Source organism: Streptomyces sp. NBC_01017 (assembly GCF_045162795.1).
Lineage (GTDB): Bacteria > Actinomycetota > Actinomycetes > Streptomycetales > Streptomycetaceae > Streptomyces > Streptomyces machairae.
This window is the reverse complement of sequence record NZ_CP108683.1, coordinates 4,432,966-4,451,144: the sequence shown is the minus strand read 5'-3', so window position 1 is coordinate 4,451,144 and position 18,179 is coordinate 4,432,966. Positions and strand designations below refer to the sequence as shown.

General features: G+C 69.7%; 17 protein-coding genes. 12 read left to right on the top strand and 5 right to left on the bottom strand.

The features are described 5' to 3' along the window. Positions 1-18: 18 nt before the first annotated feature. The 3 genes from OG331_RS20090 (at position 19) to OG331_RS20080 (ending at position 3,505) form a co-directional block, all read left to right on the top strand. Positions 19-1,320: a cytidylyltransferase domain-containing protein gene (locus tag OG331_RS20090; protein WP_406198134.1), complete on the top strand. Its 1,302-nt coding sequence runs from the start codon at positions 19-21 to the stop codon at positions 1,318-1,320. 13 nt (positions 1,321-1,333) lie between these two features. Next, positions 1,334-2,272: an N-acetylneuraminate synthase family protein gene (locus OG331_RS20085; protein WP_391393857.1), complete on the top strand. Its 939-nt coding sequence runs from the start codon at positions 1,334-1,336 to the stop codon at positions 2,270-2,272. 162 nt (positions 2,273-2,434) lie between these two features. Next, on the top strand, positions 2,435-3,505 hold the full coding sequence (locus OG331_RS20080) for a hypothetical protein (protein ID WP_406210150.1): 1,071 nt from the start codon (positions 2,435-2,437) through the stop codon (positions 3,503-3,505). Here OG331_RS20080 and OG331_RS20075 read toward each other — a convergent pair whose 3' ends face one another. Together OG331_RS20075 and OG331_RS20070 are read right to left on the bottom strand one after the other, a co-directional pair. Then, positions 3,506-3,700: a DUF397 domain-containing protein gene (locus OG331_RS20075; protein ID WP_406198132.1), complete on the bottom strand. Its 195-nt coding sequence runs from the start codon at positions 3,698-3,700 to the stop codon at positions 3,506-3,508. Between the two features lie 8 nt (positions 3,701-3,708). Next, positions 3,709-4,560, bottom strand: coding sequence for a helix-turn-helix domain-containing protein (locus OG331_RS20070; RefSeq protein ID WP_406198130.1), 852 nt, complete (start codon positions 4,558-4,560; stop codon positions 3,709-3,711). Positions 4,561-4,788: 228 nt separating this feature from the next. On the opposite strand from OG331_RS20070, the gene OG331_RS20065 reads away from it, so the two are divergent. Further along, entirely contained in the window at positions 4,789-5,199 is a 411-nt protein-coding gene (locus OG331_RS20065; protein WP_406198127.1) for an ATP-binding protein, read from the top strand. A gap of 1 nt (position 5,200) precedes the next feature. Here the strand turns inward: OG331_RS20065 and OG331_RS20060 are convergent, their stop codons facing one another. Together OG331_RS20060 and OG331_RS20055 are read right to left on the bottom strand one after the other, a co-directional pair. Then, positions 5,201-5,890 carry a class I SAM-dependent DNA methyltransferase gene (locus OG331_RS20060; RefSeq protein WP_406198124.1) on the bottom strand — a complete coding sequence of 230 codons (690 nt, stop codon included), beginning with the start codon at positions 5,888-5,890 and terminating at the stop codon, positions 5,201-5,203. A gap of 98 nt (positions 5,891-5,988) precedes the next feature. Then, on the bottom strand, positions 5,989-6,342 hold the full coding sequence (locus OG331_RS20055; RefSeq protein ID WP_406198121.1) for a hypothetical protein: 354 nt from the start codon (positions 6,340-6,342) through the stop codon (positions 5,989-5,991). Between the two features lie 648 nt (positions 6,343-6,990). On the opposite strand from OG331_RS20055, the gene OG331_RS20050 reads away from it, so the two are divergent. The 8 genes from OG331_RS20050 to OG331_RS20015 all read left to right on the top strand — a co-directional run bounded on the left by OG331_RS20050 (position 6,991) and on the right by OG331_RS20015 (position 17,116). Beyond that, positions 6,991-8,211 carry a M20 family metallopeptidase gene (locus tag OG331_RS20050; protein WP_363046720.1) on the top strand — a complete coding sequence of 407 codons (1,221 nt, stop codon included), beginning with the start codon at positions 6,991-6,993 and terminating at the stop codon, positions 8,209-8,211. Between the two features lie 538 nt (positions 8,212-8,749). After that, on the top strand, positions 8,750-9,805 hold the full coding sequence (locus tag OG331_RS20045; protein ID WP_406198118.1) for a BMP family protein: 1,056 nt from the start codon (positions 8,750-8,752) through the stop codon (positions 9,803-9,805). Positions 9,806-10,106: 301 nt separating this feature from the next. Then, positions 10,107-11,153: a BMP family protein gene (locus OG331_RS20040; protein WP_406198116.1), complete on the top strand. Its 1,047-nt coding sequence runs from the start codon at positions 10,107-10,109 to the stop codon at positions 11,151-11,153. 209 nt (positions 11,154-11,362) lie between these two features. Further along, positions 11,363-12,949 (top strand): ABC transporter ATP-binding protein, encoded by a 1,587-nt coding sequence (locus tag OG331_RS20035; protein ID WP_406198113.1) that lies wholly within the window; start codon positions 11,363-11,365, stop codon positions 12,947-12,949. Then, positions 12,949-14,073: an ABC transporter permease gene (locus OG331_RS20030; protein ID WP_406198110.1), complete on the top strand. Its 1,125-nt coding sequence runs from the start codon at positions 12,949-12,951 to the stop codon at positions 14,071-14,073. The genes OG331_RS20035 and OG331_RS20030 overlap by 1 nt, the downstream gene beginning before the upstream one ends. Then, positions 14,070-15,344, top strand: a complete 1,275-nt coding sequence (locus tag OG331_RS20025; RefSeq protein ID WP_406198108.1) for an ABC transporter permease — start codon at positions 14,070-14,072, stop codon at positions 15,342-15,344. Before OG331_RS20030 ends, OG331_RS20025 begins: the two co-directional genes overlap by 4 nt. Next, on the top strand, positions 15,341-15,748 hold the full coding sequence (locus OG331_RS20020) for a cytidine deaminase (RefSeq protein WP_406198106.1): 408 nt from the start codon (positions 15,341-15,343) through the stop codon (positions 15,746-15,748). The genes OG331_RS20025 and OG331_RS20020 overlap by 4 nt, the downstream gene beginning before the upstream one ends. 90 nt (positions 15,749-15,838) lie before the next feature. Then, positions 15,839-17,116, top strand: a complete 1,278-nt coding sequence (locus OG331_RS20015) for a thymidine phosphorylase (RefSeq protein ID WP_406198103.1) — start codon at positions 15,839-15,841, stop codon at positions 17,114-17,116. A gap of 79 nt (positions 17,117-17,195) precedes the next feature. On the opposite strand, the gene OG331_RS20010 is transcribed toward OG331_RS20015, so the two are convergent. Continuing rightward, positions 17,196-18,116, bottom strand: coding sequence for an AEC family transporter (locus OG331_RS20010; protein WP_406198100.1), 921 nt, complete (start codon positions 18,114-18,116; stop codon positions 17,196-17,198). Between the last annotated feature and the right edge of the window lie 63 nt (positions 18,117-18,179).

Genomic DNA, 18,179 nt, shown 5'->3' with positions numbered 1-18,179 from the left:
GCCCAAGGAGTGGAGCCCATGTCCAACCCGGAAGCAGGTCAAGGCACCTCGGTGCCCAGGGTGCTCGCCGTGATCCCCGCGCGCGGCGGCTCCAAGGGCGTGCCCGCGAAGAACCTCATGCCCGTCGGCGGCGTACCGCTGGTGTCGCGTGCCGTGCGTGAGTGCCGGGCCTCGCGGCTCGTCACGGACGTCGTCGTCTCCACCGACGACCAGGGCATCGCGGCCGCCGCCCGCCAGGCCGGCGCCGAGGTCGTGCTGCGCCCCGCCGCCATCGCCGGTGACACCGCCACCTCCGAGGCGGCCGTCCTGCACGCCATGGACGCCCACGAGGCGGTGCACGGCTCGCCGGTGGACGTGGTCCTGCTCGTGCAGTGCACCAGCCCGTTCATCATCCGCGAGGACCTCGACGGCGTCGTCAAGGCGATCGTCGCCAACGGCGCCGACACGGCCCTGACCGTCGCGCCCTTCCACGGCTTCGTGTGGCGCCACGGCGACGACGAGCCGGCCGCCCTGCGCGCCGAGCGCGAGGCCGCCGAGGGCGGCACCAACACCGTCACCACCCGCACCACCACCAGCGGCGGCGGCTACGGCGTCAACCACGACAAGTCCTTCCGCCCGCGCCGCCAGGACCGCCCCCAGGACTTCCTGGAGACCGGCGCCGCCTACGCGATGGACGCCGACGGCTTCCGCCAGCACAAGCACCGCTTCTTCGGCCGCACCGAACTCGTGCGCACCGACCCCGCCCGGGTCCTGGAGATCGACGATCCCCACGACCTGGCCCGCGCCCGCGCGCTGGCCCCGCTGTTCGACGCGGACCGGCCCGGCGCGCTCCCGACCGCCGACGACATCGACGCGGTCGTACTGGACTTCGACGGCACCCAGACAGACGACAGGGTGCTGATCGATGCCGATGGAAAGGAGTTCGTCTCCGTGCACCGCGGAGACGGCCTCGGCATCGGAGCCCTGCGCAAGAGCGGGCTCAAGATGCTCATCCTCTCCACGGAGCAGAACCCGGTCGTCGCCGCCCGCGCACGGAAGCTGCAGATTCCCGTGCTGCACGGCATCGACCGGAAGGACCTCGCACTCAAGCAGTGGTGCGAGGAGCAGGGCATCGCGCCTGAGCGCGTGCTCTACGTCGGCAACGACGTCAACGACCTCCCGTGCTTCGCCCTCGTGGGCTGGCCCGTGGCGGTCGCGAGCGCCCACGACGTCGTGCGCGGCGCCGCACGCGCGGTCACCACCACCCCCGGTGGCGACGGCGCAATCCGAGAGATCGCCAGCTGGATCCTCGGCCCCTCTCTCGATTCCCTCACCAAGTAAGGACATCTCTGCCATGAGCACCTACTCCCGCCTGCGCACCTTCGGTTCGCGTGAAGTCGGCCCGGGCAAGCCCGTCTACATCTGCGGCGAGATCGGCATCAACCACAACGGTGAGCTGGAGAACGCCTTCAAGCTCATCGACGTGGCCGCCGAGGCCGGCTGTGACGCCGTGAAGTTCCAGAAGCGCACGCCGGAGATCTGCACCCCGCGCGACCAGTGGGACATCGAGCGCGACACCCCCTGGGGCCGGATGACCTACATCGACTACCGCCACCGCGTGGAGTTCGGTGAGGACGAGTACCGCCAGATCGACGAGTACTGCAAGTCCAAGAACATCGACTGGTTCGCCTCCCCGTGGGACACCGAGGCCGTCGCCTTCCTGGAGAAGTTCGACATCCCGGCCCACAAGGTCGCGTCCGCGTCCCTCACGGACGACGAGCTGCTGAAGGCGCTGCGCGCCACCGGCCGCGCCGTCATCCTCTCCACCGGCATGTCGACGCCGAAGCAGATCCGTCACGCGGTCGAGGTCCTCGGCTCCGAGAACATCGTCATGTGCCACGCCACCTCGACGTACCCGGCGAAGGCCGAGGAGCTCAACCTCCGCGTGATCAACACGCTGGAGAAGGAGTTCCCGAACGTCCCGATCGGCTACTCCGGCCACGAGACGGGCCTGCAGACCACGCTGGCCGCGGTCGCCCTCGGCGCCGTCTTCGTCGAGCGTCACATCACCCTGGACCGCGCGATGTGGGGTTCGGACCAGGCCGCCTCGGTCGAGCCGCAGGGCCTGGTGCGCCTCGTCCGCGACATCCGCACCATCGAGGCCTCCCTCGGTGACGGCGTCAAGAAGGTCTACGACTCCGAGCTGGGCCCGATGAAGAAGCTGCGCCGCGTCGCCGGTGCGGTCGCCGAGGCGGAGATCGCCGCGGCGGCGGGCGAGCCGGTTTCGGTCTGACCCGGAACGCCCCGAGTTCGAACGCGCGCCGATGTCCGAGTGCCCCGAGCAGGGGCGCTCGGGCTCGGCGCCCTTCGAGCTTCCCGAACACGAGCAGCGCGAGCTGCACGAGCTGAATACGAGCGCCGCATGAGCGCCTTACGACGGGACGGTCGTACGTCGATGAGCCCCCGCGCCGGGAACACCGGCCCCCACACTCTCGCCTTCGTCGAGAGCCCGGTACAGCTCCTCAATGTGCTGGAGTGGGCGCACGCCCGCCGGCATGCCGTCGGCACGGGACTCACCCTCGTCGTCCTGTCCCCGAACGACCCCATGACCCGCGGCCAGCTGCGCCGGATGGCCGAACTGGCGCGCGAGGACGGGCACGCGGTCCGCTGGGAGGAGGCGCGGGGCGGCCCGGCGGCTCCCTTCCAGACGATCGGCGGCCTGGCGGGCCTGCTGCGCCGTGCCGACCGGATCGTCCTGGGCGACCCCTTCTCCCGCTACGTACAACTCCTGCTGACCATCACCAAGGCCCGTGACATCGTCGTCGTCGACGACGGCACGGCGACCATGGAGTTCGTCGCCCAACTCGCGCGCGGTGAGCGCCTGGTTCGCTGGCACCGCAAGGGCGGCCGCCCTGGCCCCCGCGACCTGGTCTTCGCGCCGGTGTCCGCCGCCGCCCGCAAGCGTCTGACGCCGAGCGAGCACCGCAAGGTCGAGATCTTCTCCTCCATGCCGATGGAGGAGACCCTGGCCGGCGTGACGGTCACCGCCAACACCTTCGCCTGGACCCGCGACCGCTTCGGGCCGCCCCGCATCACCAAGGGCGCGGACATGGTCGGCACGTCCCTCGTCGAAACGGGTGTGGTCGACGGCGACCGCTACCTCGAAGCCGTCCGCTCCCTGGCCAAGGCCCACGGCGCCACGCGCTACTTCGCCCACCGCCGTGAGAGCGCGGAGAAGCTGCACCGGCTGGCGGTGGAGACGGGTCTGGAGGTCGTACGGCCCGATCTCCCGCTGGAGTTGATCGCGCGCCGGGGTCCGATCGGCCGTACGATCCTGAGCTTCCCGTCGACGGTCGTCCACACCCTGCCGCTGGCGCTGTCGGGGACCGAGGTCCGGGTGGCGGTGTGCGACATCGACCCGGCGTGGCTGACGGAGAACGCGTCGCCGCGGGCGCAGGGGTTCTTGTCGGGGGTTACGGGGACGGCGCGGGATGTGCACCGGTTGTCGGCGGTTACGGCTGTGTGATCACTGGGCTGAAGGGGCCTTCAAGGCTTCGATGAAGGGGGCGAAGGCCTCGGTGGGGACCGTGAGGGTTCCGTGGGCCGGGGCCTTTGAGTCGCGGATGGCTATGTGGGTGCGGCGGTCTGAGATTTCCACGCAGGCGTTGCCGTCGCCGCCACCGGAGTACGACGACTTCCGCCAGTTGTCGGGAGTGTTCACGGTGTGCCTCACAGCTCCTTGGCCAGCTTGTGGATCAGTTCACGCGACCGTTCAGGACCGAGTGACGCAGCTTCTACTCTACGGAAAAGCGTTCGAAAGACGCCGAGTTGGGCCTCGGAATCGATGAACGTCGTGCCGTGCGGGCCGTCGCGCACCACGGTGTCCAGCTTCGGCACGACGCCGTTCGCGTAGATCATGGCGCTGCCGGTGTCGTCGAAGCGGTCCAGGGCGAAGGGGATGACGCGGACGGTGACGTGGTCCGCTTCGGAAAGTTCCAGGATGCGGGCGAGCTGAGCATGTGCGGCGGCCCGGCCGCCGACTCTGATTCGCAGTGCCGCCTCGTGGATCACCGCCTCGTACGGGGTAGGCGTGGCCCCTTGGATGATCAGACGCCGCTGCATGCGGTGCCGCACACGCAACTCGAGCTCGCTCTCCGGGAGTTCCGGAATGCGGGTCGAGAAGAGCGCCCGTGCGTAGTCCTCGGTCTGCAGAAGGCCTGACACGTGGAGCAGGTCCACGTCCCATCGGGAGGTGGCGTGGTGTTCCAGCTCGGACAGGTCCAGAAATGAATTGGGCAGATGCCCCCTGTACTCCTCCCACCAGCCGTGTGTCCGGTCCGTTGCCATGGCCACCAGGGCCTCGGTCAACTCGGTGTCCGTACAGGCGTAGTGAGCTGCAAGGCGTCGTACGCGTTCCTCGCTCACTCCCGCTGTGCCGAACTCGATCTGACTCAACTGAGCTGAGTCCGTGCCGAGCAGCGCGGCGGCGTCACGTCCCTTGAGTCCTGCGGCCTCACGAAGTTTGCGCAGTTCGGAGCCTAGGCGCTCCTGGCGTGCGGTGGGCTGTTTCCTGCGCGCCATGTCTTCCTCCTTGCCTGCCCAACTGCTGTGGGGCAGCACCTCGTTCGAGGGAGAGATTATGGCAACGGCTTGCAAGGTCCCAAATTGTGGCCCTACCGTCGGTGACGCGACGCACACCCTGCGGAACCCCGGGACCCCGGAAGCGCACCACTCCGTCCTGCCACGACGGCTGCGGCACTGCCACCGCCCGCCCACCGCACCCCCACACCACCGAACCGGAGCTGACGCATGCCCGAAACCGAGCCCGAGTCCTGGGAGTACTCCCTCTACATCCCGAACGACGTCAGAGCCGTCACCGTGTCCCGCCGAACCCTCCGTCTGATCCTCACCATGCACGGCCTGATCAACCTCGTGGATGTCGCCGAACTGCTCGCCACGGAGCTGGTGTCCAACGCCGTACGCCACACGAAGGGCACCGCCGCCCTGCGGGTGCGCTGGGCGGCGGGCGTGCTGCGGATCGGGGCCTGGGATGCCGATCCCGAACCGCCCGAACCGCCACGGCCGTTGGATGACCCGGCCGAACTGGAGGACGGGCGCGGCCTCGCCCTCGTCCGGGCCTGCTCCGACCTGTGGGGATGGCAGCCGCTGTCCCGGCACGGCAACCGGGGCAAGTACGTGTGGTGCGAACTGGCCAGGTAGGTCACGCCTGCTTGCGGGCCAGGACGAACGCGCGGGGGCGCGTCTCCCCGTCGACCGGCTCGCGCAGCACGCGGGCCTGGGCCGGCAGGTCCGCCTTGGCCAGGTGGGCGGCGACCGCCTCCGGGGTGCGCCAGTAGTAGTCGAGCGAGATCTCGTGGCCGAAGCGCTCCGCGAGGTGGAGGTGCTCCTCGTCGCCGTCGGGACTGCCGGACTGGAACCCGAGGAGTACATGCCCGCCGGGGACCAGGACGCGGTGCAACTCGGCGAACGTGGCGGCGAGATGCTCGGTCGGGATGTGGATGACCGAGTACAGCGCGATGACCCCGCCCAGCGTCTCGTCCGGGAGGTCGAGGGAGGTCATCGAGCCCACGTGGAACCGTAGTTCGGGGTGCGCGCGGCGAGCCAGGGCGACCATCCGCGGCGAGAGGTCGACCCCGAAGACCGGGATGCCGAGGGCGTTGAGGTGGGCGGTGACGGAGCCGGGGCCGCTGCCCAGGTCGGCGACGGGGGCAGGGGCCAGCTCGCGGGCCATTTCCGCGAAGGCGGTGATCAGGGAGCGGTCCAGAGGCGCGCTGTCGGCGAGCCAGTCGGGAAAGTGGTCCGTGTAGGCGGGGGCTATCGCGTCGTACGAGGCCCGGGTGGCCTTGAGGAAGTCGGCGTATCCGGGGTTCGCGGGGATGTCGGCGGTCACAGGGCGCACCTTAGTCAGGACGGAGGGCGGGAACCGGTGCGTTCACCGGGGCTGCGCCGACTGTTCCCGGACCACCTGACGTGACGGCCTGCAGCTGATCACCCGCCGTTCGTCACGTACACCGCGTAAGGGATCAAGACCGCCGGCAGGGTCAGCAGGTGTGGCTTGAGGGGACGGCCGGCGCGCAGGGGGCGCAGAACGTCGAAGAGGAGGAGCAGGAGGAGGACGAGGGAGCCGATCAGGATCAGGGCGATCAGGGCGAAGCCGCTGTTCTCGATCTGGTCGTAGGTGCACCCGTCCAGGTCGCGGCGGCCGAGGTCGCCGTACTCGCAGTGGCCGTATGCGAGGTACCAGCGCGCGCAGACGAAGGCGAGGGCCGCGGGGACGCCTATCAGGAGGTGAACCAGGAGCGGCGGCAGGTGGCAGCGCAGGGCGCGCAGGGCGGTACGCATCCGGCCACCTCACCAGGACAGGGGCGGCCGGGCTGTGGCGGAAGCCACTCCTCCGGTCACGGGACCGTCACAGGCTCCGGGCGGGGCGGCGATCGCACCGCCGGAAGATGACAGAAAGCGCACGCAACCGGCCTGAGGCGCCTGATGGTTGCCCCCTTGGTCCGCCAGGGTCCGGCAGGGGCCGCCGGGGTTCGCGAGGGCGTCGATGCGCGTCAGGACGCCTGTGATCACGTCGGTCCAGGGCCATCCAGGTGAGCTGATCGAGTGCGATCTGGATGATCTCCGGTAGGTCCGGTTCGGTCCCTGGAGCAGGCCCGCCCGCGTGGCGCAGTTCACGGGTCGGCGATCAAGGGTGTTTCCGGTGCTGGTGGCGACGCAGGTCAGACGCTTCCCGCCCATGTCAGGGCAGCCAGTCCTCGCCGCAGCCGCTCGCCCCGCATGGGGGTAGCAGTGCGATCCCACAAGGTGAACAGAGCCGCTGAGGGAGCGCGGAGCGTGGTATGCGTAGAGAATTGAAGTGTTTACCCATCTCAACCCACACCCATGCGTCGGGCGGCCAGATTTTCTTCCCCTAACGGGCTGAACTTTTGTTGATCGAGGGTCAGTTGGCCACCCCGGCCTCCTACCCTTGAGCGGGTGAAGCAACTGATGTCCCCAGAGTCCGAAGCCGATCATCCCGGGGAAGCCGTCCTTCCCGGCACCTTGCCGGAGGCGCTCCGTGCCGAACTCATCGAGTTCCGGCGCGACTTGCACATGCACCCGGAGCTCGGCAACCAGGAGTTCCGTACGACCGCAGCGATCAAGGGCCGCCTGGAGAAGGCCGGCCTGAGGCCCCGCGTACTCGACTCCGGAACCGGGCTCGTCTGTGACATCGGGGAGTGGGACGGCGAGCGCCCCATGCTCGCCCTGCGCGCCGACATCGACGGCCTGCCCATCCCGGACACGAAGAGTGAGTGCTCGTATCGCTCGACCGTGCCGGACCGGGCGCACGCCTGCGGGCACGACGTGCACACCACCGTGGTGCTGGGCACCGGCCTGGTCCTGGCCGAGCTGCACAGGCGCGGGCAGCTGCCCCGCCCCGTCCGCCTCCTCTTCCAGCCCGCCGAGGAGGTCCTCCCCGGCGGCGCCCTCGACGCCATCAAGTGCGGGGTGCTCGAAGGGGTCGGCCGGTTCCTCGCCCTGCACTGCGACCCCAAGGTGGACGCCGGGAAGCTCGGCCTGCGGGTGGGCCCCATCACCTCCGCCTGCGACCGGCTGGAAATCGCCCTGGACGGGCCCGGCGGGCACACGGCCCGCCCCCATCTGACGACCGACCTGGTCACCGCCGCCGCCCGGGTCGTCACCGACGTGCCCGCTGTCGTCGCCCGGCGCACCGACGCCCGCAGCGGCCTGTCCGTGACCTGGGGCCGGATCGAGTCCGGCCACGCGCCCAACGTCATCCCGCAGCATGCCGAGCTCTCCGGGACCGTACGCTGCCTGGACCTCGACACCTGGCGGCAGGCGCCCGATCTCGTCGTCGCCGCCATCGACGAGGTCGCCAATCTGCACCGCGCCAAGTCGGAGATCAACTACGTCCGCGGCGTCCCGCCCGTCGTCAACGACGAGGACTCGACCGAGCTGCTGCGCGCCGCCATGACCGCCCGCCGTGGCGCCGACTCCGTCGAGAGCACCGAGCAGAGCCTCGGCGGGGAGGACTTCTCCTGGTACCTGGAGCACGTGCCCGGCGCCATGGCCCGGCTGGGGGTCCGTGTGCCCGGCGACCGGATCGGGCGCGACCTGCACCAAGGCGACTTCGACGTGGACGAGTCCGCCATCAAGGTGGGCGTGGAGCTGTTCACGGCGGCAGCGCTGCTCGACGCCGCGGGTTAGGCGTGGCCCGGTCGTCGTAGGGGGCTCGGGCCCGTCGTGGCTGGTCGCACCCGCGTGGCGGAGCCGCGTGTCGACACAGCCCCGCGCCGCCCCTTGCGGCGTGGCGTGCACGGCGTTGGGCAGGACCCGCCGCGCTCGACGCCGTGGGTCAGGCGGGGGCCGGTCGCCGTAGGGGGCTCGGGCCCGTCGTGGCTGGTCGCACCCGCGTGGCGGAGCCGCGTGTCGACGCAGTCCCGCGCCCCTTTGTGGCGCGGCCGTGCACGGCGTTGCACCCTACGCTCCGCTCCGCTTGCGGGCCGCGCCGAGCGGGGGGAGTCTTTCCCCATGGCGGGCGGTCCTGAGCGCCATCGTGGCGAAGGCACCACCGGTGCTGTCGCCCCATGCGTGCCTTTCGATCCGGTGGTTCACAAGGACGTAACCGGCCATCGGCACGAATGGATAACGGCCGGGCGAAACCCCGTTCCCAGGAGTGTCTACGCGCGTTAATGTGCGCCGAACTCAGCACCCACTGCGGGGCTTGGAGAATGGGGACTTCACGATGCGTCGGACATCCAAACTGACCCGTGTCGCGGTGGGGGTCGCGTCGATCGCGCTCGCCGCCACGGCGTGCGGTGGTACCAGCAGCGACAGCGGCGGCGACAGTGACGGCAGCGGCGACACCAAGGGTCTCGCCATCGCGTACGACATCGGCGGCAAGGGCGACCAGTCCTTCAACGACGCCGCGTACGCCGGTCTGCAGAAGGCCCAGAAGGAGTTCAAGTACAAGACGGCCGACATCGAGCCCACCGAGGGCGAGACGGACGCCGACAAGGAGCAGCGCCTGGCCTCCCTGGCCAAGCAGGGCTACAACCCGGTGATCGGTGTCGGCTTCGCCTACGGCCCCGCGATGGAGGCCGTGGCCAAGAAGTACCCGGACACCACCTTCGGCATCGTCGACTCGGTGGTCGAGGGCGACAACGTCGCCTCGCTCGTGTTCGCCGAGGAGCAGGCCTCCTACCTGGCGGGCGTCGCCGCCGCCAAGGCCACCAAGACGAACACGGTCGGCTTCATCGGCGGTGTGGACATCCCGCTGATCCACAAGTTCGAGGCCGGCTACAAGCAGGGCGTCCAGGACACCAGCGGCGGCAAGGTCAAGGTCCTCTCGCAGTACCTGACGCAGACCGCGGAGGAGGGCGGCTTCTCCAGCCCCGACAAGGGCAAGGCCGCCGCCGAGGGCCAGATCGAGAAGAACGCCGACGTCCTCTACCAGGCGGCGGGTCTGTCCGGTCAGGGCGTCATCGAGGCTGCCGCGAAGGCCAAGGTCTGGGCGATCGGCGTCGACTCCGACCAGTACGAGCAGGCCGCCCTGGCTTCGTACAAGGGCTACATCCTGACCTCCGCGCTCAAGGACGTCGGCGGCGCGGTCTACGCGCTGGCCAAGTCCGTCGAGGACGGCAAGCCGCTGACCGGCACCCAGACCTTCGACCTGAAGGTCAACGGCGTCGGCCTGTCCGAGACCAACCCGGAGTTCGCGAAGATCCCGGGCCTCACGGAGGCCGTGGCGAAGGCCAAGGAAGGCATCATCGACGGCTCGATCAAGGTCAAGACCGAGTAGTCACGGTCGACGTACGACGTCGTACAGCGTCGTACAACCTGGTACGGCTGGAAGCGGGCGGGCATCCGAGGGTGCCCGCCCGCTTCGCTGTCCCCGGCCCCTCCGCCTCCGCTCCCGCTTTGCTTTCGGCAAGCCCTGGGTCAAGGTCGCGCGTGGACTTGGCCACGGGCGCATAACAAGGTGGACAGAAGGGGTTTTCAGGTTGGTCTACGCGCGTTAATCTGCGGCGAAAGCCAGCGCCGTTGCTGTGAAGCTGTACCGAGCTGTACCGTCCGGCGCTTGTACTAAGGAGCACCTACACATGCGCCGGATTTCCCGGATCACGGTCGCAGGCGCAGCGACCGCCTCCCTGGCCCTCGCGCTCTCCGCCTGCGGCGGCACCTCGACGTCCGCCTCGTCGGACTCGAAGGGCAACAAGGGTCTCGCCATCGCGTACGACGTCGGCGGCAAGGGCGACCAGTCCTTCAACGACGCCGCGTACGCGGGCCTGGAGCAGGCGAAGAAGGAGTTCCAGTACGACACGGCCGACGTCGAGCCCACCGAGGGTGAGACGGACGCCGACAAGGAGCAGCGCCTGGCCTCCCTGGCCAAGCAGGGCTACAACCCGGTCGTCGGTGTCGGCTACGCCTACGCGGCCGCCGTCAAGGGCGCCGCGGAGAAGTTCCCCGACACCACCTTCGGCATCGTGGACGACTCCACCGTCGAGTCGAAGAACGTCGCCGACCTGGTCTTCTCCGAGGAGGAGGCCTCGTACCTGGCGGGCGTCGCCGCCGCCAAGAGCACCAAGACGAACACGGTCGGCTTCGTGGGCGGTGTGGACATCCCGCTCATCCACAAGTTCCAGGCCGGCTTCGAGCAGGGCGTCAAGGACACCAACCCGCAGGCCAAGGTCCTGACCCAGTACCTCACGCAGACCGCGGAGGAGGGCGGCTTCTCCAGCCCCGACAAGGGCAAGTCGGCCGCCGAGGGCCAGATCGAGAAGAAGGCCGACGTCGTCTACGCGGCCGCCGGTCTGTCCGGTCAGGGTGTCATCGAGGCCGCCGCCGCCAACAAGGTGTGGGCGATCGGTGTCGACTCCGACCAGTACAAGCAGGAAGCCCTCGCCAAGTACAAGGACTCGATCCTGACCTCGGCGATGAAGGACGTCGCCAAGGCGGTGTACAACCTGGCGAAGTCGGTCGAGGACGGCAAGCCCGAGACCGGTATCGTTCGTGGCGATCTGAAGACCGGCGAGGTGAGCCTGTCGAACTCCAACCCGAAGTTCGCGGACAACACCGAGCTGCAGGACGCCATCAAGACGGCCAAGGAGAAGATCATCAGCGGCGAGATCAAGGTCAAGTCCAGCTGATTGAAGCAAGACCCTGAGCAGCGGTAACCGAGGGGTTACGTCCGCTCAACGGGGTACGGGGAGGATTCTCCCCGTACCCCGTTGTCGCGGTGCGTCGGCCCCTTATCAGGCCATAGGGGCGCTACGCGCGTAGACGACCCCCGTCCCCAGGAGAGTGCGCCATCAACGCGTCCAGCAGCCCTCCGGCCGGAGCGGCGGTCAACGGTCAGGTGACCGCCGTCGAGCTCGCCGGGATCACCAAGCGTTTCCCGGGCGTCGTGGCCAACCACGACATCCACCTCACCGTCCGCAAGGGCACCGTCCACGCCCTCGTCGGCGAGAACGGTGCCGGCAAGTCGACGCTGATGAAGATCCTCTACGGCATGCAGAAGCCGGACGAGGGCACCATCGCCATCGACGGCCGGCAGGTCACCTTCTCGTCGCCGGCCGACGCCATCGTCCGCGGCATCGGCATGGTGCACCAGCACTTCATGCTCGCCGACAACCTCACCGTCCTCGAGAACGTCGTACTGGGCAGCGAGAAGCTGTACGGCATCGGCGCCAAGGCCCGTCGCAAGATCAAGGAGATCTCCGAGCGCTACGGCCTCGGCGTGGAGCCCGACCGCCTGGTCGAGGAGCTCGGCGTCGCCGCCCGCCAGCGCGTGGAGATCCTCAAGGTCCTCTACCGCGGCGCCACCACGCTGATCCTCGACGAGCCCACGGCCGTCCTGGTGCCGCAGGAGGTCGACGCGCTCTTCGACAACCTGCGCGAGCTGAAGTCCGAGGGCCTGTCGGTCATCTTCATCTCCCACAAGCTCGGCGAGGTCCTCTCCGTCGCCGACGAGATCACCGTCATCCGCCGCGGCACGACGGTCGGTACGGCCGTGCCCGCCGAGACCACTCCGAAGCAGCTGGCCGAGATGATGGTCGGCAGCGAGCTGCCGACGCCGGAGACCGCCGAGTCCACGGTCACCGACCGCCCGGTCATCACCGTCGACAAGCTGCGCCTGGAGGCGGTGGGCGGCAAGGCCCTGCTGGACGACATCACGTTCACCATCCACGCGGGCGAGATCCTGGGCATCGCCGGCGTCGAGGGCAACGGCCAGACCGAGCTGGTCGACGCGCTCATCGGCCTCAAGGGCGCCGACTCCGGCACGATCACCCTCATCGACGAGGAGATCACCGGCTGGGCCACCCGCAAGCGCCGCGAGCAGGGCATCGGTTACATCCCCGAGGACCGCCACCGCCACGGTCTGCTCCTGGATGCCCCCCTCTGGGAGAACCGCATCCTCGGCCATGTCACCGAGAAGCCCCTCGCCAAGGGCGTCTGGCTGAACCCGAAGGCCGCGCAGGAGGACACGCGTCGCATCGTCGAGGCGTACGACGTCCGCACGCCCGGCATCGACGTCACCGCCGCCTCCCTGTCCGGCGGCAACCAGCAGAAGCTGATCGTCGGCCGCGAGATGAGCCACACGCCCCGCTTCCTGATCGCCGCGCACCCGACCCGTGGTGTGGACGTCGGCGCGCAGGCCGCGATCTGGGACCACATCCGTGAGGCCCGCCGCGAGGGCCTGGCCGTGCTGCTGATCTCCGCCGACCTCGACGAGCTCATCGGCCTGTCCGACACCCTCCGCGTGATCTACAACGGCAAGCTGGTCGCCGACGCCGACCCGGCCACCGTCACCCCGGAGGAGCTCGGTTCGGCGATGACCGGCGCCGCGACCGGTCACCTGGAACACGACGAGACCCCCGAGACCCCGGCAGACACCCCCGAGATCCGCAAGTCTCCCGAGTCCGGCGAAGACGAGGCCCGCTGATGAAGAAGTTCGACAAGGAGCGCGTGCTCCTCGCGGTGGCCGGCCCGGTCATCGCGCTCGCCGTGGCCTTCGTGCTCAGCGCGATCGTGCTGATCGCCTCCGGCAAGAGCCCGGTCGAGCCGTACACCCTGATGTTCGAGCAGCTCGGCTTCTCGGACATCCAGGTCCTGATCATCAACCAGGCCTCGATGTACTACATCGCGGCTCTGGCGGTGGCCATCGGCTTCCGGATGAACCTGTTCAACATCGGCGTCGACGGCCAGTACCAGCTCGCCGCCATGATGGCCGCGATCGTCGGCGCCCACGCGAACCTGCCGGCCGCCCTGCAGATCCCGCTGCTGCTCCTCACCGCCGTCTGCACCGGCGCCTTCTGGTCCGGAATCGCCGGTGTCCTCAAGGTCACCCGCGGTGTCAGCGAGGTCGTCGCGACGATCATGCTCAACGCGATCGCCACGTCGGTCATCGCCTACCTGTGGCTGCCGAACGTCTTCGGCGTCAAGGTCGGCAACAACAACACCACCGGCGAGATGCACGAGTCCGGCTGGGTCCCCGGCATCAGCGTGGGCGACGCCGGCGAGATCTACGGCCTGGTCTTCCTCGCCGTCCTGCTCGGCATCGCCTACTGGGTCGTCCTCAACCGCACCCGGTTCGGCTTCGACCTGCGCGCCTCCGGCGCCTCGCAGACCGCCGCCGCGGCCAGTGGTGTCGACCCCAAGCGCATGGTGCTCACCGCCATGCTGCTCTCGGGCGGTCTCGCCGGTCTCGCCGGTCTGCCGATCCTGCTCGGCGACACCCACACGTACAGCCTGAACTTCCCCACCGGCATCGGCTTCCTCGGCATCGGCATCGCCCTGCTCGGCCGCAACAACCCCGTCGGCATCGCGTTCGCCGCCCTGCTGTGGGCCTGGCTCGACAAGGCCTCGCCGGAGCTCGACTTCCACGGCTACGACAAGGAGATCGCGGTCATCATGCAGGGCCTGATCGTGCTCTCGGTCGTCGTCTCCTACGAGGCCGTCCGTGAGTGGGGCCTGCGCCGCCAGCAGCGCCAGGTCGGCGCCGAACTCGCCGCCGGTCACGTCCTCGGCGCCGACAACAACACCACGAAGGAGGTGGCTGGCCGATGAGCGCCCCGACCTCGGCGACCGACGTCAACCAGCCCACGCTGCAGCCCGCGGCACCGACCGGCCGCCGCCTCTCGTGGCCCGTCCTGCTCCTGGTCATCGCCGGAGCCCTTGCGCTGACCTCGATCGTCCGCCTGATCACCGGCGCCGACGGCATCACCAACGTCAGCCAGATGTCCACCGCCCTCCAGCTCGCCGTGCCGATCGGTCTCGCCGGCCTCGGCGGTCTGTGGGCCGAGCGGGCCGGCGTGGTCAACATCGGCCTCGAGGGCATGATGATCTTCGGCACCTGGTTCGGCGCCTGGGCCGGCTTCCAGTGGGGCCCGTGGACCGGTGTCGTCTTCGGCATCCTCGGCGGCTGCATCGGCGGCATCCTGCACGCCATCGCCACCGTCACCTTCAGGGTCAACCACATCGTCTCCGGTGTGGCGATCAACATCCTCGCCCTCGGCATCACCCGCTACCTCGCGCCCCTCGCCTTCGAGGGCCACGCGGGCGGCTCCGCCAAGCAGTCCCCGGCGATCGACTCCCTCGGCCACTTCACGGTGCCCGGCCTGTCCGACGGGCTGCGGGACCTGAACAACCAGGGCTGGTTCTTCATCTCCGACATCGCCGGCCTGCTCGGCGGTCTGGTCACCAACGTCTCCTGGCTGACCCTGATCGCCATCGCTCTGATCCCCGGCACCTGGTGGATCCTGTGGCGCACCGCCTTCGGTCTGCGCCTGCGTTCCTGCGGTGAGAACCCGGTCGCGGCCGAGTCCCTCGGCGTGAACGTCTACAAGTACAAGTACATCGCCGTGATCATCTCCGGCGGCCTGGCCGGCCTCGGTGGCGCCTTCCTCTCCATCGTCGCCAACCCCTTCTACCTGGAGGGCCAGGTCAGCGGCCGCGGTTACATCGGCCTCGCCGCGATGATCTTCGGTAACTGGATGCCGGGCGGCCTCGCCCTCGGCGCCGGCCTGTTCGGCTACACCGACAGCCTCAACCTGCGCGGCGGCTCCACGAACGTGCACGCCCTGCTGCTGCTCGGCGCGCTCCTGCTGATCATCGGCGCCATCTGGCTGGTGATCCGCAAGAAGTACGCGCCGTCGATGATCACCGCGGTGGTCGGCGCCCTGGTCTACACCTGGTACGCCACCACCAACGAGGTCCCGAACCAGGTCGTCTCCGCCACGCCGTACGTCGTCACGCTCGTCGTCCTCACGCTGTCCGCACAACGCCTGCGGATGCCCAAGGCGGACGGCCTGCCGTACAAGAAGGGCGAGGGCAAGTGACCTCGGCCGCGTCCCACGACGTCGACTGGGACAAGCTGCGCGCCGCGGCCCGGGACGCCATGTCCCGTGCCTACGCGCCGTATTCCGGATACCCGGTCGGTGTCGCGGCCCTGGTCGACGACGGCCGTACGGTCACCGGCTGCAATGTCGAGAACGCGTCGTACGGCGTCGGCCTGTGCGCCGAGTGCGGACTGGTCTCGGAGCTGCAGAACACCGGGGGCGGCCGCCTGACGCACTTCACCTGCGTCGACGGCGAGGGCGACGTCCTCGTCCCCTGCGGCCGCTGCCGCCAGCTGCTCCACGAGTTCGGCGGCCCTGAACTGCTGCTGGAGACCCCGGCGGGCATCCTGCCGCTGTCGGAGATGCTGCCGCAGGCCTTCGGGCCGGGCCACCTCAGAAAGTAACTCCCGTGCGGCCCTTCCGAGTTGCTCCAGTGAGCCGCTCGGAGGGGCCGTGCCGTTTCCGAATGTTCGGCCGGAAGGAAAGTCATGGCCATGGACGCAATCTCTGTCATCCGCACCAAGCGGGACCGCGGTGAGCTCAGCGACGAGCAGATCGACTGGGTCATCGACGCGTACACCCGCGGGGAGGTCGCCGACGAGCAGATGTCCGCGCTCGCCATGGCGATCCTGATCAACGGCATGAACCGCCGCGAGATCGCCCGCTGGACGGCGGCGATGATCGCCTCCGGCGAGCGCATGGACTTCTCGTCGCTGTCCCGCCCGACGGCCGACAAGCACTCGACCGGCGGCGTCGGCGACAAGATCACGCTGCCGCTGGCCCCCCTGGTCGCGGCCTGCGGCGCGGCCGTCCCCCAGCTCTCGGGCCGCGGCCTCGGCCACACGGGCGGCACGCTGGACAAGCTGGAGTCGATCCCGGGCTGGCGCGCCCTCCTCTCGAACGAGGAGATGCTGAACGTCCTCGACACCACCGGCGCGGTGATCTGCGCGGCGGGCGACGGCCTGGCCCCGGCGGACAAGAAGCTGTACGCGCTGCGCGACGTCACCGGCACCGTCGAGGCGATCCCCCTGATCGCCTCGTCGATCATGTCGAAGAAGATCGCGGAGGGCACGGGCTCCCTGGTCCTGGACGTGAAGGTCGGCACGGGTGCCTTCATGAAGACGATCGAGGACGCGCGCGAGCTGGCGTCCACGATGGTGGGCCTGGGCACGGATCACGGCGTCAAGACGGTCGCGCTCCTCACGGACATGTCCACCCCGCTCGGCCTCACCGCGGGCAACGCCCTGGAGGTCCGCGAGTCGGTGGAGGTCCTGGCGGGCGGCGGCCCGGCGGACGTGGTGGAGCTGACCATCGCCCTGGCCCGCGAAATGCTGGACGCCGCCGGGGTGAAGGACGCCGACCCGGCCAAGGCCCTGGCCGACGGCTCGGCGATGGACGTCTGGCGCCGCATGATCGCGGCCCAGGGCGGCGACCCGGACGCGAAGCTGCCGGTGGCGCGCGAGCAGCACGTCATCAAGGCCCCTTCCTCCGGCGTCCTGACCCGCATCGACGCCTACGACATCGGCGTCGGCGCCTGGCGCCTGGGTGCCGGACGCGCCCGCAAGGAGGACCCGGTCCAGGCGGGCGCGGGCATCGAGCTCCACGCCAAGCCGGGCGACACGGTCACCGAGGGCCAGCCCCTGCTGACCCTGCACACCGACACCCCGGAGCGCTTCGAGTACGCGCTCCAGTCGGTGGAGGGCTCGTACGACATCGCGGCCCCGGGCACGGACTTCACGGCTTCGCCGGTGGTGCTGGAGCGGATCGCCTGAGGCGCATGAGCGGGCGACGGGCCGGGGCCTTCGGGTCCCGGCCCGTCGTCCTTCGTGCTGCCTTCAGGGACCGCCCGGGTCAGCCGAGACGAGCGGCGACGACCACCAGCACCGGCACCGAGATCACCGTCGACAGCAGGATCGAGTCCCGCGCCAACCGCTCGCCCACCCCGTAACTCGACGCGTACGTGTAGAGGTTCTGCGCGGCAGGCAGTGCCGACGTCACCACCACGTCGAGCAGCGGAGCGCCCCGCAGGCCGAAGACGCCCGCCGCCAGCGCCCAGGCTGCCGCCGGCTGGCCCAGGGACTTCAGGGCGACCGAGAGCAGGACCGGATGCCGGTCGGGCCCGCGGCCGGGCATCGTGCTGCCGCACAGGGAGATGCCGAAGGCCAGCAGGACCGCCGGGACCGACATGCCGCCGATCAGGGTCAGGGGGTCCAGGGCGGGTGCCGGGATGCGCAGACCCGTCGCCGACACCGCCACGCCCGCCAGCGAGCCGACCGCGATCGGGTTGCGCAGCGGGGTCAGCAGGCGGCGCCACAGCGGGCCCTTCCCGCCCCCGCCGGACAGGTCGAGGATCGTCAGCGCGATCGGGGTGACCCCGACCAGCTGGAACAGCAGCACCGGCGCCACCAGCGAGGCGTCGCCCAGGACGTACACCGCGATCGGGATGCCGAGATTGCCGGAGTTGACGTAACTGGAGCACAGCGCGCCGATCGTCGTACGGCCCACTCCCCAGCGTCGTACGACACCCACCGCGACGAAGACGCCGGCCGCCGCGGCCGTGCTCAGGGCGGTCACCAGGAGGCGGCTGGAGAAGATCACCGAGAGGTCGGTCTGCGCGAGCGTGGTGAAGAGCAGCGCCGGGGACGCCACGTGGAAGGCCAGCTTGGTGAGGACCTCGCGGCCGTGGTCGCCGAGGTAGCCGCGCCGGCCGATTGCATAGCCCACCCCGATGACGACCGCGATCACCGCGAAGCCCGTCAACACCCCCTGCACGGCACCTCCTTGGCGGAAAGGAAACCGCAGGGTATTCGGGGAGGTGCTGATACGTGGGGCATA

Bases quoted from the DNA above. Each gene is read 5' to 3' on its own strand.
- OG331_RS20080 (WP_406210150.1), top strand. From the start codon at position 2,435: ATGAGCCCCCGCGCCGGGAACACCGGCCCCCACACTCTCGCCTTCGTC.
- OG331_RS20040 (WP_406198116.1), top strand. From the start codon at position 10,107: ATGCGCCGGATTTCCCGGATCACGGTCGCAGGCGCAGCGACCGCCTCC.
- OG331_RS20055 (WP_406198121.1), bottom strand. From the start codon at position 6,342: ATGCGTACCGCCCTGCGCGCCCTGCGCTGCCACCTGCCGCCGCTCCTG.
- OG331_RS20085 (WP_391393857.1), top strand. From the start codon at position 1,334: ATGAGCACCTACTCCCGCCTGCGCACCTTCGGTTCGCGTGAAGTCGGC.
- OG331_RS20070 (WP_406198130.1), bottom strand. From the start codon at position 4,560: ATGGCGCGCAGGAAACAGCCCACCGCACGCCAGGAGCGCCTAGGCTCC.
- OG331_RS20065 (WP_406198127.1), top strand. From the start codon at position 4,789: ATGCCCGAAACCGAGCCCGAGTCCTGGGAGTACTCCCTCTACATCCCG.
- OG331_RS20025 (WP_406198108.1), top strand. From the start codon at position 14,070: ATGAGCGCCCCGACCTCGGCGACCGACGTCAACCAGCCCACGCTGCAG.
- OG331_RS20030 (WP_406198110.1), top strand. From the start codon at position 12,949: ATGAAGAAGTTCGACAAGGAGCGCGTGCTCCTCGCGGTGGCCGGCCCG.
- OG331_RS20015 (WP_406198103.1), top strand. From the start codon at position 15,839: ATGGACGCAATCTCTGTCATCCGCACCAAGCGGGACCGCGGTGAGCTC.
- OG331_RS20045 (WP_406198118.1), top strand. From the start codon at position 8,750: ATGCGTCGGACATCCAAACTGACCCGTGTCGCGGTGGGGGTCGCGTCG.
- OG331_RS20050 (WP_363046720.1), top strand. From the start codon at position 6,991: ATGTCCCCAGAGTCCGAAGCCGATCATCCCGGGGAAGCCGTCCTTCCC.
- OG331_RS20090 (WP_406198134.1), top strand. From the start codon at position 19: ATGTCCAACCCGGAAGCAGGTCAAGGCACCTCGGTGCCCAGGGTGCTC.